Here is a 13,554-nt window from a genome sequence, read left to right as displayed (position 1 = left end):
GTCGCGTGGTGTACCGCGCCTTCCTCCGAATCGTCGACCGGCTCCCGCTCCCCTCGCTGCGCGCGCAGCGGCTGATCGCGTTCGCGGTGATCCTCACCCAGGCCGGGATCTCGGTGACCGGGGCGGTCGTCCGGGTCACCGCCTCCGGGCTCGGCTGCCCGACCTGGCCGCAGTGCTTCCCCGGCAGCTTCACCCCGGTCGGGGTCTCCGAGGTGCCGGTGGTGCACCAGGCGGTGGAGTTCGGCAATCGGCTGCTCACCTTCGCGGTGACGCTCTGCGCGGCGCTGGTGGTGCTCGCGGTGGTCAGGGCGCGACGCAGGCGTTCGGTGCTGGTCTACGCGTGGCTGATGCCGGGCGGCACCGTGCTGCAGGCGGTCATCGGCGGGATCACCGTGCTCACCGGGCTGCTCTGGTGGACCGTCGCGGTGCACCTGCTGGTCTCCATGGTGATGGTGTGGCTCGCGACGGTGCTGTACGCCGAGATCGGCGAGCCGGACGACGGGGTCCGGGTGGCGCAGGCGCCGAGACCGCTGCGCCTGCTGACCGTCCTGAGCGGGGTCGTGCTGGCCGGGGTGCTGATCGCGGGCACGCTGGTGACCGGGGCGGGGCCGCACGCGGGCGACAAGAGCATCGAGCGGCCGGTGGAGCGGTTGCAGGTGGAGATCGTGACGCTGGTGCACCTGCACGCGCAGCTGCTCGTCGGGTACCTGGCGCTGCTGGTCGGGCTCGGCTTCGGGCTGTACGCGGTGGGGATCACCCGCGCGGTGCGGACCCGGCTCTTCGTGCTGATCGGGCTGGTCTGCGCGCAGGCGCTGGTCGGGCTGGTGCAGTACCTCACCGACGTGCCCGCCGCACTGGTCGCCGTGCACGTCGGCGGCGCCGCCGCCTGCACCGCCGCGACCGCCGCGCTCTGGGCCGCCCTGCACCGCCGCGAGCTGGTCCCGGCCGAGCACCCCACCCCCGCCGCCGCTTGACCGCCGGGTCCCGGTACCCCCACCGCTGACCGTAGGGGTCCCGCCACCCCACCGCTTGACCGTCGGGGTCCCGCCACTGCTTGACCGTCGGGGTCCCGGTCCCCACCGCTTGACCGTTGGGGTCCCGCCACCGGCGCCCCGCGGGTTCGCCGCTCCCGCCTCGGCGCTCACCCGTGGAGCGGGCCGGGGCCGTCGGCTCCGGCACAAACAAGTCGAACGGCGCTTGCGCCGGGTGATGTACGCGGCAGCGATCGCCTAGGGGCCATTCGAGCTCCGGCGACCAACGGGCGGGCAGGAAGGCACCGCTGCGACCTGCACGGGACCCACCACCGCCGGAGTCGGGCAACCACTCGGCGCACCAGGGACTTTCGGCCCTGCTTCGGGGTCACTCGACCCGATGACGCCGGGACCGCGCGCTGCCAAGGTGGAGCGACCGGTTCGCACGTCCCTGGGGAGGACAACCATGCAGGTGGCTCAGCAGTCGATCGTCGTCGGGATCGACGGCACCGCACCGGCGCTCGCGGCGGCCCGCTGGGCCGCGGCGCTGGCGGCCAGGCGCGGCGCGCCGCTGATCCTGGTGAGCGTCATCGCGGTACCCGACACCAGGATCGTCGCGCCGCGCTGGGCCGACGCCGACCTGCGCGACCTACTCCGCGCCGAGGGCCGGCGCGCGGTGCGCCAGGCGACGGCCGTCGTGCAGGCCGACCGCCCCGGCGTCGAGCCGACCCAGCTGGTGCTCGACGGCGACCCGGCGGCCGAACTGCTGGTCGCGGCGGAATCCGCGCGGCTGCTCGTGGTCGCGGCGGGCGGCGCGAGCCCGCTGCGCACCCTGCTGCTCGGCTCGACCGCGCTGCGGGTGGCGGACAAGGCGCTGTGCCCGGTCGCGGTCTGGCGCGGCGACCCGGACGCCCCGCTGCCCGGCCGCGGCCCGGTGCTGGCCGGGGTGGACGGCAGCCCCTGCGGCGACGTCGCCCTGGAGCACGCCTTCGACCTGGCCTCGCTGCTCGGCACCGACCTGGTCGCGCTGCACGCCTGGAACGACCCCGACCTGCTGCGCTGGTCGGCCGCGCCGGAGGACGAGCTGGCGCTCGCCGAACGCGAGACCGAGCTGCTCGGCGAGCGATTGGCAGGCTGGCCGGAGAAGTACCCGGACGTGGCCGTCACCCGCGTGGTCAGGAAGTCGCCCGCGGCCTCCGCGCTGCTCGCCGAGGCGGAGACGGCGAGCCTGGTCGTCGCCGGAACGCACGGCCGGAATCGGCTGGTGCGCACCATGATCGGCTCCACCAGCCAGAACCTGCTGCACCACGCCCCCTGCCCGGTCGTGCTCTGCAGGCTCCCCGCCTGACCCGGGGCCGCGCGGGCTCAGCGCTCGTTGCGTGCCCTGGGGAACTTGGTCTGCTTCGCGACCCAGCCCGCCATCTTGGCGTAGTGCCCGCGCCGCGGGGTGGCCGCGGAGCTGAGCTCGCGGTTCCACTCCTCGGCGGCGGTCAGCCCGTCGACCCGCTCGACCAGGGCCTCGGCGACGGCCCGGCTGCCGACCACCCGGTCGCCTAGCACCCCGTCGCCGCCGACCAGCGTCACCCGGACACCCTCGGTCCCCAGCGACTGCAGCACCGCTGTGGCCGACCCCCCGTGCTCGGCGACGAACGCCTGCACCGACTTGACGATCTCACCGGGCACCTTCGCCTGGACCTCGGTCGCTTGCGCACTCATGCAGGGGATCTTACCCGCGGGTAGCCCGGTGCCAACTGCCCGCAGGTGTAGAACTGGAACACATGCGTGCCATCCAGGTAATCGAGATCGGCGGTCCCGAGGTCCTGCGGAGTGCCGACCTCCCCGACCCGAAGCCGGGCCCAGGCGATCTGCTGGTGCGGACGGCGGCGATCGGGGTCAACTTCATCGACACCTACATCCGCACCGGCCGCTACCCCGTCGAGCTGCCGTACGTGCCCGGCGCCGAGGGCACCGGCGAGGTCGTCGCGGTTGGCGGTGACGTCACCGAGTTCGCCGAGGGCGACATCGTGGCCTGGGCCGACGCGCCAGGCAGCTACGCCGAGCTGGCCGTGGTCCCGGCGGCCAAGGCGATCGGCGTCCCGGCCGGGGTCGAGCCCGCGGTCGCGGCCTCCGTGCTGCTCAAGGGGATGACCGCGCACTACCTGCTGACCTCGGTGTACGAGCCGAAGGTGGGCGAGACGGTGCTGGTGCACGCCGGTGCGGGCGGCGTCGGGCTGATCCTGACCCAGCTCGCCGCGGCCCGCGGCGTCCGGGTGATCAGCACCGTCTCCACCGACGAGAAGGAGACGCTCGCCCGCGAGGCCGGCGCGACCGACGTGCTGCGCTACGGTGCGGACCTGGCCGAGCGGGTGCGCGGGCTGACCGGCGGCGACGGCGTTGCCGCGGTGTACGACGGGGTCGGCGCGGACACCTTCGAGGCGAGCCTGGCCGCGCTGCGGATCCGCGGCACACTGGCGCTCTTCGGCGCGGCGAGCGGCCCGGTCCCCCCGTTCGACCTGCAGCGGCTGAACCCGGCCGGCTCGCTCTTCGTCACCCGCCCGACGCTGGCGCACTACATCCGCGACCGCAGCGAGCTGATGTGGCGCGCGGGCGATGTGCTGGAGGCGATCGCCGACGGCTCGCTCACGGTCCGGGTCGGCGCGAGCTACCCGCTGGCCGAGGCCGAGCGCGCGCACCGCGACCTGGAGGGCCGCCGGACCACCGGCTCGATCGTGCTGACGCCCTAGAAGAGGCTGCCGATGGTGTCCCAGCCGAGCACGGAGTCCACCGCGAGCCCGCAGAAGACCACCGCGAGATAGTTGTTCGACTGCAGGAAGAGCCGCAGCGGCTTCACCGACTCGCCGCGCCGCACCCCGGCGTACAGCTGGTGCGCCATGAGCAGGAACCAGGCCCCGGCCACCAGCGCCACCGCCGCGTAGATCACGCCGGTGGCCGGGACCAGCGCCAGCGTGGTGAGCACGGTGAGCCAGGTGTAGATGACGATCTGCTTGGTGACGACCCGCTCGGTGGCGACCACCGGCAGCATCGGCACCCCGGCCGCGCGGTAGTCCTCCTTGTAGCGCATGGCCAGCGCCCAGGTGTGCGGCGGCGTCCAGAAGAAGATCACGCCGAAGAGCGCGACCGCGGGCCAGCCGATGCCGCCGGTGACCGCGGACCAGCCGACCAGCGCGGGCATGCAGCCGGCCGCGCCGCCCCACACCACGTTCTGCGAGGTGCGCCGCTTGAGCCCGAGCGTGTAGACGAAGACATAGAACAGGATCGTCGCCACCACCAGCGCGCCGCTGAGCAGGTTGGCCTGCCACCAGAGCCAGGCGAACGAGCCGATGCCGAGCAGCACGCCGAAGACGAAGGCGTTCCTGGTCGGCACCGCGTCCCTGGCCAGCGGCCGCTTGGCGGTGCGCTTCATGACCTTGTCGATATCGGCGTCCGCCACGCAGTTCAGCGTGTTGGCGCTGGCCGCGCCCATCCAGCCGCCGAACAGCGTGACCAGGATGAGCCGGATGTCGACGGCGCCGCGATCGGCGAGCAGCATGGTCGGGATCGTCGCGACCAGCAGCAGCTCGATGACCCGCGGCTTGGTCAGCGCGATGTAGGCGAGCACCCGGCGCATCGCGCGCGAGGCGAAGCCGCTACCGGAGAACCGGTCGACCAGGGTGGTGCCGGAGGAGCCGTGCGCACCAAGGTCGTCCTGTCGTGGATCGATCGGCACTGTTTCTCCTCGCACGCTGTGCATCGCCTCCGGTCGGCTACTACTACAGAGGATGGTAGACCCCCGACACCCCAGGGTTGTCGGGGGCGGTGGGCCCGGGCACCTCTAGGGTGGGCAGCACACCCCGCCGTCGACGAAACCAGTACAGGAGAACCTCCGTCGTGTCAGTGACAGACGACATCCGCGCGCTCACTCAGCCGAATCACCCGGACGACTGGACGGACCTGGACACCAAGGCCGTCGACACCGTCCGCGTCCTCGCCGCCGACGCGGTGCAGAACGCGGGCAACGGCCACCCGGGCACCGCCATGAGCCTGGCGCCGCTCGCCTACACCCTCTTCCAGCGCACCCTGCGGCACGATCCGGCCGACCCCGAGTGGGTGGGGCGCGATCGCTTCGTGCTGTCCTGCGGGCACTCCAGCCTGACCCTCTACATCCAGCTCTACCTGGCCGGGTTCGGCCTGGAGCTGGAAGACCTGAAGAACCTGCGCAAGTGGGGTTCGCTCACCCCCGGCCACCCGGAGTACCGGCACACCAAGGGCGTCGAGATCACCACCGGCCCGCTGGGCCAGGGGCTGGCCTCCGCCGTCGGCATGGCCATGGCCGCCCGCCGCGAGCGCGGCCTGTTCGACCCGGACGCCGCCGCGGGTGCGAGCCCGTTCGACCACCACATCTACGTGATCGCCTCGGACGGCGACATGGAGGAGGGCGTCACCGCGGAGGCGTCGTCGCTCGCGGGCACCCAGCAGCTCGGCAACCTGACGCTGATCTACGACGACAACAAGATCTCCATCGAGGACGACACCACCATCGCCTTCACCGAGGATGTCGCCAAGCGCTACGAGGCGTACGGCTGGCACGTGCAGGAGGTGAACGGCGGCGAGGACATCGTCGCCATCGAGGCCGCGCTGGCGGCGGCGAAGGCCGAGCTCACCCGTCCTTCGATCATCGTGCTGCGCACCATCATCGGCTTCCCCGCCCCGACCAAGCAGAACACCGGCGCCTCGCACGGCGCTGCGCTCGGCGCGGACGAGGTCGCGGGCACCAAGCGCGCGCTCGGCTTCGACCCGGACCAGAGCTTCGAGGTGGCCCCCGAGGTCATCGCGCACACCCGCAAGGCCGCCGAGCGCGGCGCGCGGGCGCACGCCGACTGGACCGTCGAGTTCGACGCCTGGGCGCAGCGCGTGCCCGAAGGCAAGAAGCTCTTCGACCGGCTCTTCAACGGCGAGCTGCCCGACGGCTGGGCCGACGGCCTGCCCACCTGGGAGCCGGACGCCAAGGGGATCGCCACCCGCAAGGCCTCGGCCAAGGTGCTCGCCGCGCTCGGCCCGGTGCTGCCGGAGCTCTGGGGCGGCTCGGCCGACCTGGCCGAATCCAACAACACCACCATCCCGGACTCGGCCAGCTTCGGCCCCGAGGAGATCTCCACCGGGATGTGGAAGGCCAACCCGTACGGCCGCACGCTGCACTTCGGCGTCCGCGAGCACGCCATGGGCGCGATCCTGAACGGCATCGTGCTGCACGGCCCGACCCGCCCGTACGGCGGCACCTTCCTGGTGTTCAGCGACTACATGCGCCCGGCGGTGCGGCTGGCCGCGATCATGCGGGCGCCGACCACCTACGTGTGGACGCACGACTCCATCGGCCTCGGCGAGGACGGCCCGACGCACCAGCCGATCGAGCACCTCGCGGTGCTGCGCGCCATCCCCGGGCTGAACGTGGTGCGCCCCGGCGACGCCAACGAGACCGCCTACGCCTGGCGCTCGGTGCTGGAGAAGCACAGCGGCAAGCACAACTCGCCGTTCGTCTCGCACGAGCGGGCCGGGCTCGGCGGCCCCGCCGCGCTGGCGCTGACCAGGCAGGACCTGCCGATCCAGGAGGGCACCAGCTTCGAGGGTGTCAGCAAGGGCGGGTACATCCTGGCCGAGGCGTCCGGCGGCACCCCGCAGGTGATCCTGATCGCCACCGGCTCGGAGCTCCAGCTCGCCGTCACCGCCCGCACTACGCTGGAGGAGCAGGGCATCGCGACCCGCGTGGTCTCGATGCCGTGTGTGGAGTGGTTCGACGCGCAGGACAAGGCCTACCGTGACGAGGTGCTGCCCCCCGGCGCCACCGCACGGGTGGTCGTCGAGGCCGGCATCGCGATGCCGTGGCACCGGTTCGCCGGCGACGCGGGCGAGATCGTGTCGATCGAGCACTTCGGCGCCTCCGCCGACTACCAGACCCTGTTCCGCGAATTCGGCTTCACCACCGAAGCCGTCGTCGATGCCGCACACCGCACGCTCGAGAACGTGAAGGGATAGCGCTCATGGCACAGAACCAGAATCTCACCGCGCTGAGCGAGGCGGGTGTCTCGGTCTGGCTCGACGACCTCTCCCGGGACCGCATCCGCTCCGGCAACCTGGCCGAGCTGATCGAGACCCGCGGCGTGGTCGGGGTGACCACCAACCCGACCATCTTCCAGCAGGCGCTCAGCAAGGGCGACGCCTACAACGACCAGGTGCGCGAGCTCACCGAGCAGCGCGCCGACGCGGATTCCGCCATCCGCACCATCACCACCGACGACGTGCGCTCCGCGTGCGACGTCTTCGCCCCGGTCTTCGAGGCCTCGGGCGGGGTGAACGGCCGGGTCTCCATCGAGGTCGACCCGCGGCTGGCCTTCGACGCGGACAAGACCGCCGCGCAGGCCGTCGAGCTGTGGAAGATCGTGGACCGGCCCAACCTGTTCATCAAGATCCCGGCCACCGAGGCGGGGCTGCCCGCCATCACCGCGACGATCGGCGAGGGCATCAGCGTCAATGTGACGCTGATCTTCTCGGTGGAGCGGTACCGCGCCGTCATGGGCGCCTACCTGGACGGCCTGCGCCGGGCCCGCACCGCCGGGCACGACCTGGCGAAGATCCACTCGGTCGCCTCGTTCTTCGTGTCCCGGGTGGACAGCGAGATCGACAAGCGGCTGGACGCGGTCGGCACCGACGAGGCGCTGGCGCTGCGCGGCAAGGCCGCCGTCGCCAACGCGCGGCTGGCCTACGCCGAGTACGAGTCGGTGTTCGACGGCGGCAGCCACGGCTCCACCTACGACCAGCTGGCCTCGGCGGGCGCGAACCGGCAGCGGCCGCTCTGGGCCTCCACCGGCGTGAAGAACAAGGACTACCCGGACACCATGTACGTCACCGAACTGGTGGCGCCGAACACGGTGAACACGCTGCCCGAGGCCACCCTGCAGGCGTTCGCGGACCACGGCGAGGTCCGCGGCGACACGGTGAGCGGCACGGCGGCCGAGGCCGCCGCGCTCTTCGAGCAGCTGGCCGCCGCCGGAGTCGACCTGGACGACGTGTTCGCGGCGCTGGAGCGCGAGGGCGTGGACAAGTTCGAGAAGTCGTGGGAGGAGCTGCTCTCCACGACCGCCGCCGAGCTCGGCGCGGCGGAGCACGGGGACCGCTGACCCGATGGCCGGCACAGTGCACGAGTGGACGAACCCGCTGCGTGACGAGCGGGACAAGCGCGTACCCCGGATAGCCGGGCCGTGCAGCATGGTGATCTTCGGCGTGACCGGGGATCTCTCCCGGAAGAAGCTGATGCCGGCCATCTACGACCTGGCGAACCGGGGGCTGCTTCCCCCCGGCTTCGCCCTGGTCGGGTTCGCCAGGCGCGACTACGCCGACGAGGATTTCGCCCAGGTGGTGCTGGAGGCGGTCAAGGCGCACGCCCGCACCCCGTTCCGGCAGGAGGTCTGGGACCACCTCGCCGAGGGCATCCGGTTCGTGCAGGGCACCTTCGAGGAGGACGCCGCCTTCGCCCAGCTCGCCGATACCCTCGCCACGCTGGACAAGGACCGCGGCACCGGCGGCAACCACGCCTTCTACCTCTCCATCCCGCCGAACATGTTCCCGGTGGTGCTGGACAAGCTCTCCGCGCACGACCTGGCGCAGCCGCAGCAGACCGACGCCGAGGGCCGCAAGCCCTGGCGCCGGGTGGTGATCGAGAAGCCCTTCGGGCACGACTCGGAGAGCGCCGTCGAGCTGAACGCCCTGGTGAACCGGGTCTTCCCGGAGGAGACGGTCTTCCGGATCGACCACTACCTCGGCAAGGAGACGGTGCAGAACCTGCTGGCGCTGCGCTTCGCCAACCAGCTCTTCGACCCGATCTGGAACGCCAACTACGTCGACCACGTCCAGATCACGATGGCCGAGGACATCGGGCTCGGCGGCCGGGCCGGGTACTACGACGGCATCGGCGCGGCCCGCGACGTCATCCAGAACCACCTGCTGCAGCTGCTCGCGCTCACCGCCATGGAGGAGCCGATCAGCTTCCAGCCGCGGCAGCTGCAGACCGAGAAGATCAAGGTGCTCTCGGCGACCAAGCTGGTCGAGCCGCTGGACGCGACCACCGCGCGCGGTCAGTACGCCGAGGGCTGGCAGGGCGGCGAGCACGTGGTCGGGCTGCTCGACGAGGAGGGCTTCGACCCGGAGTCGCGCACCGAGACCTACGCCGCCATCACGCTGGAGGTGGACACCCGCCGCTGGGCGGGCGTCCCGTTCTACCTGCGCACCGGCAAGCGGCTCGGGCGCCGCGTCACCGAGATCGCGGTGGTCTTCAAACGCGCCCCGCACCTGCCCTTCGACCAGACCATGACCGAGGAGCTCGGGCAGAACGCGCTGGTCATCCGGGTGCAGCCGGACGAGGGGATCACCATGCGGTTCGGCTCGAAGGTGCCGGGCTCCAGCATGGAGGTGCGCGACGTGAACATGGACTTCAGCTACGGCTCCGCCTTCACCGAGTCCTCCCCCGAGGCATACGAGCGGCTCATCCTGGACGTGCTGCTCGGCGAGCCCTCGCTCTTCCCGGTGAACGCGGAGGTCGAACTGTCCTGGCGCATCCTCGATCCGGTGATCGAGCACTGGGCGGCGCAGGGCAGACCGGAACCGTACGAGTCGGGCACCTGGGGCCCGGCGTCGGCGGACGAGATGCTGGCCCGCACCGGCCGGGAATGGCGGCGGCCGTGATCATCGACATGCCGGAGACAACCACCGGCGACGTGACCAAGCGGCTGGTGAAGCTGCGCGAGTCCAACGGCGTGATCACCCAGGGCCGGGTGCTGACCCTGGTGGTCTGCACCCTGGACAGCTCCGAGGCCGAGGACGCCATCGACGCCGCCAACGACGCCAGCCGGGAGCACCCCTGCCGGGTCGTCGTGCTGGCCCGCGGCGACCGCGAGGCGGAGACCAAACTGGACGCGCAGATCCGGGTCGGCGGCGACGCCGGTGCCGCCGAGGTGATCGTGCTGCGGCTGCAGGGCGATCTGGTGAACCACGAGAGCAGCGTGGTGATCCCGTTCCTGCTGCCGGACACGCCCGTGGTGGCCTGGTGGCCGCGCGGCGCGCCGGAGTTCCCGTCGAAGGATTCGGTCGGGCGGCTCGCCGCCAGGCGGATCACCGACGCCACCTTCGCCCCCGACCCGCTGGAGGCGATCAAGCGGCGGCGCGACTCCTACGCCAGCGGCGATACCGACCTGGCCTGGAGCCGGATCACCTACTGGCGTGCGCTGCTCGCCGCCGAAATGGACGAGCCGCCGCACGAGCCGGTGGAGTCCGTCGTGGTCTCGGGGCTGCGCGCGGAGCCTGCGCTGGACATGCTGGCAGGCTGGCTCGCCGCCAAGCTCGGCTGCCCGGTGCAGCGGAAGACCGGTGACCTGCGGGTCGAGGTGCGCCGCCCGACCGCGTCGATCACCATCGCGCGGCCGCAGACCGGGGTGACCGCGACGCTCACCCGCACCGGCGACCCGGATCAGCGGATCGCGCTGGCCCGCAGGGAGACCAGGGACTGCCTGGCCGAGGAGCTGCGCAGGCTGGACCCGGACGAGATCTACGCCGAGGCGCTGGCCGGTATCGAGAGGGTGAGCTATGACGGATAGCGTGCAGGTCGAGCTCGACGGCGACGCGCTGGTCGCGGCCGGCGCCGCGCACTTCGTGCGAATCGTGGTCGCGGCGCAGCGCGCGCGTGGCTCGGCGTCGGTGGTGCTCACCGGTGGCGGCACCGGGATCGGGCTGCTGAAGCTGGTGCGTGAGTCGCCCGGGGAGATCGACTGGTCTCGGCTCGACGTCTTCTGGGGCGACGAGCGGTTCGTGCCCGTCGGTGATCCGGAGCGCAACGAGCTGCAGGCGCGGGAGGCGCTGCTGGACCACGTGCCGGTGGATCGGGCGCGGGTGCACCCGGTGGCGACCTCGGACGGCGAGTACCCGGACCCGGTCGAGGCGGCCGCCGAGTACGCGGCCGCGGTGCACGCGCACCTCGCCGAGCACGGCGCCTTCGACCTGCACCTGCTCGGGATGGGCGGGGAGGGGCACATCAACTCGCTCTTCCCGCACACCGACGCCGTGCGCGAGCAGCACGACCTGGTCGTCGCGGTGACGGCGTCGCCCAAGCCGCCGCCGGTCCGGGTCACCCTCACCCTGCCCGCCATCCGCCGGGCGCGGCACGTCGTCCTCGTCGTCGGCGGCGCCGCCAAAGCGGATGCCGTCGCCGCCGCGCTCGCCGGCGCCGAGCCGGCCGAGATCCCCGCCGCGGGCGCGATCGGCGCCGAATCCACCCTCTGGTTGCTGGATCGGGACGCAGCCGCGAAGCTCGCCTGATCTCCGTGCCCACCCTCGCCGACCGGCTCCGCGGCGAACTCACCGGGGTGGTGAGGGAAGTGGGTGCTGCGCACCCACACCCGCCGGATGAAAGCGCCGCGATGGGCGGGGTGCTCACGGGGCTGTTCGAGTCACAGGTGACGAGCAGGCAGCTCGACTTCGCGGCCCGGGAGCTGGGGGCAGCGAAGCGGGGGTACTACAGCATCGGGTCGGCGGGGCACGAGGGGAATGCGGCGCTGGCGGAGGCGACGAGGACGACCGATCCGGCGCTGCTGCACTACCGGTCGGGAGCGTTCTACGTGCACCGCTGCCGGAAGGTGCCGGGTCTGGACCCGATCCGGGATGTCCTGCTCGGCGTGGTGGCGGCGCGATCGGAGCCGATGGCAGGCGGCAGGCACAAGGTCTTCGGCCGAGCCGAGGCCGCGATCATCCCGCAGACCTCGACCATCGCCTCGCACCTGCCACGAGCGGTCGGCCTCGCCTTCGCCCTGAACCGCCCTGGCGCGCGACCCGAGTGGCCCACCGACTCGGTGGTCCTGTGCACCTTCGGCGACGCCTCCGCCAACCACTCCACCGCGACCGGCGCGATCAACACCGCGATCCACACCGCCCACCAGGGCATCCCCATGCCGATCCTCTTCGTCTGCGAGGACAACGGCATCGGCCTCAGCGTGCCCACCCCGCCCGACTGGATCAGCACCGCCTATGGCACCCGCCCCGGCCTGCGCTGGTTCGAAGCCGACGGCACCGACCTCCCCGGCACCCTCGCCACCGCGCGCGCCGCCACCGACTGGGTGCGTGCGCACCGCGCACCCGCCTTCCTCCGGCTGCGCACGACGCGGCTGCTCGGCCACGCCGGCTCCGACGTGGAGTCCGCCTACCGCGCCCCCGCCGAGCTCGCCGCCGACGCCGCCCGCGACCCGCTCCTCGCCACCGCCCGCCTCCTTGCCGCCCGCGGCGTCGACGTCCTCGCCCTGCACGACCGCGTCCACGCCGCCGTCACCGAAGCGACCACCGCCGTCCTCACCGAACCGGGGCTGACCTCGGCGGCCGAGGTCATGACCCCGCTCGCCCCGGCCCGCCCGGATCGTGTACGCGCGGCCGTCGAGCGGCCGCACCGTCCGCCCGCCGCGGCTCCGCCGGGCGAGACCCCGGCCCGGGCCGGGCAGCCACGCACCCTCGCGGCAGCGATCAACCACACCCTCGCCGATGCACTCGCCACCGACCCCACCGTCCTGGTGTTCGGCGAGGACGTCGCTCGCAAGGGCGGCGTCTACGGCGTCACCAAGAACCTGCGCACCCGCTTCGGCCCGCGCCGCGTCTTCGACACCCTGCTGGACGAGCAGAGCATCCTCGGCACCGCACTCGGCGCTGCCCTGGCCGGTTTCCTCCCGGTCCCGGAGATCCAGTACCTGGCCTACCTGCACAACGCCATCGACCAGCTGCGCGGCGAGGCCGCCACCCTCCCGTTCTTCTCGCGGGGCCGCTACCGCAACGGAATGGTCGTGCGGATCGCCGGCTACGGCTACCAGAAGGGTTTCGGCGGCCACTTCCACAACGACAACGCGGTGGCCGCGCTGCGCGACATCCCCGGACTTGTCCTCGCCTCCCCCGCCCGCGCCGACGACGCCGCCGCGCTCCTGCGCACCTGCCTGGCAGCGGCCCGCGTGGACGGCCGCGTCTGCGTCTTCCTCGAGCCCATCGCGCTCTACCACACCCGTGACCTGCACGAATCCGGCGACGAGGGCTGGGTGAGCACGCCGGGCACCGAGCACGCGCCGATCGGCAGCGCCCGCGAGTACGGCGCGGGAACCGACCTCACCCTGGTCTGCTTCGCCAACACCGTCCCGATGTGCCTGCGGGTCGCCCGCCGCCTCGCCGCCGATGGCATCACCACCCGGGTGCTCGACCTGCGCTGGCTCACCCCGCTCCCGGAAGCCGACCTGCTGCGCGCCGCCCGCGCCACCGGCCTGGTACTGGTCGCCGACGAGACCAGGCGCAGCGGCGGTGTCTCAGAGTCGGTGCTCACCGCGCTGGTCGACGCCGGCTTCGACGGCCGGATGGCGCGGGTCACCAGCGCCGACAGCTTCGTCCCGCTCGGCCCCGCCGCCGCGCACGTCCTGCTGGACGAGGAGACGATCGAGCGCGCGGCACGCGACCTGCTGCGCCGATAGGCGACGCGCCGTGATCGACAACCCGGAATGCGATTCGGCGGCGACCTCCC

General features: G+C 72.6%; 11 protein-coding genes. 9 read left to right on the top strand and 2 right to left on the bottom strand.

The genetic code is table 11. The features are described from left to right. The first annotated feature begins 5 nt into the window (after positions 1–5). Positions 6–974 (top strand): heme A synthase, encoded by a 969-nt coding sequence (locus ACFUJ1_RS25070; RefSeq protein WP_378649341.1) that lies wholly within the window; start codon positions 6–8, stop codon positions 972–974. 463 nt (positions 975–1,437) lie between these two features. Further along, positions 1,438–2,319 carry a universal stress protein gene (locus ACFUJ1_RS25065; RefSeq protein ID WP_378649339.1) on the top strand — a complete coding sequence of 294 codons (882 nt, stop codon included), beginning with the start codon at positions 1,438–1,440 and terminating at the stop codon, positions 2,317–2,319. A gap of 17 nt (positions 2,320–2,336) precedes the next feature. Here ACFUJ1_RS25065 and ACFUJ1_RS25060 read toward each other — a convergent pair whose 3' ends face one another. Beyond that, positions 2,337–2,687, bottom strand: a complete 351-nt coding sequence (locus ACFUJ1_RS25060) for a hypothetical protein (RefSeq protein WP_378649337.1) — start codon at positions 2,685–2,687, stop codon at positions 2,337–2,339. 62 nt (positions 2,688–2,749) lie between these two features. On the opposite strand from ACFUJ1_RS25060, the gene ACFUJ1_RS25055 reads away from it, so the two are divergent. Continuing rightward, complete coding sequence (locus tag ACFUJ1_RS25055; protein WP_378649335.1) at positions 2,750–3,715, top strand: quinone oxidoreductase family protein; 966 nt, start codon at positions 2,750–2,752, stop codon at positions 3,713–3,715. Here ACFUJ1_RS25055 and ACFUJ1_RS25050 read toward each other — a convergent pair. Then, entirely contained in the window at positions 3,712–4,599 is an 888-nt protein-coding gene (locus ACFUJ1_RS25050; protein ID WP_378649386.1) for a heme o synthase, read from the bottom strand. The genes ACFUJ1_RS25055 and ACFUJ1_RS25050 overlap by 4 nt on opposite strands. Before the next feature lie 260 nt (positions 4,600–4,859). Here ACFUJ1_RS25050 and tkt point away from each other — a divergent pair, with 260 nt between their 5' ends. From tkt to ACFUJ1_RS25020, 6 genes are all read left to right on the top strand, one after another. Then, on the top strand, positions 4,860–7,001 hold the full coding sequence (gene tkt / locus ACFUJ1_RS25045) for a transketolase (protein ID WP_378649333.1): 2,142 nt from the start codon (positions 4,860–4,862) through the stop codon (positions 6,999–7,001). Between the two features lie 5 nt (positions 7,002–7,006). Beyond that, positions 7,007–8,143, top strand: a complete 1,137-nt coding sequence (gene tal / locus ACFUJ1_RS25040; RefSeq protein WP_378649331.1) for a transaldolase — start codon at positions 7,007–7,009, stop codon at positions 8,141–8,143. A gap of 4 nt (positions 8,144–8,147) precedes the next feature. Continuing rightward, complete coding sequence (zwf, locus tag ACFUJ1_RS25035; RefSeq protein ID WP_378649329.1) at positions 8,148–9,704, top strand: glucose-6-phosphate dehydrogenase; 1,557 nt, start codon at positions 8,148–8,150, stop codon at positions 9,702–9,704. Next, entirely contained in the window at positions 9,701–10,612 is a 912-nt protein-coding gene (gene opcA / locus ACFUJ1_RS25030) for a glucose-6-phosphate dehydrogenase assembly protein OpcA (protein ID WP_378649384.1), read from the top strand. The genes zwf and opcA overlap by 4 nt, the downstream gene beginning before the upstream one ends. After that, on the top strand, positions 10,602–11,330 hold the full coding sequence (gene pgl / locus ACFUJ1_RS25025) for a 6-phosphogluconolactonase (protein ID WP_378649327.1): 729 nt from the start codon (positions 10,602–10,604) through the stop codon (positions 11,328–11,330). Before opcA ends, pgl begins: the two co-directional genes overlap by 11 nt. 101 nt (positions 11,331–11,431) lie before the next feature. Then, the gene (locus tag ACFUJ1_RS25020; protein WP_378649382.1) at positions 11,432–13,504 is read left to right on the top strand and encodes a thiamine pyrophosphate-dependent enzyme; all 2,073 of its coding nucleotides are present in this window, start codon (positions 11,432–11,434) and stop codon (positions 13,502–13,504) included. Positions 13,505–13,554: the final 50 nt, after the last annotated feature.

Source organism: Nocardia sp. NPDC057227 (genome assembly GCF_042669725.1).
GTDB lineage: Bacteria > Actinomycetota > Actinomycetes > Mycobacteriales > Mycobacteriaceae > Nocardia > Nocardia asteroides_A.
The sequence above is the reverse complement of the archived record's forward strand: the minus strand, read 5'-3'. Positions and strand labels throughout refer to the sequence as shown.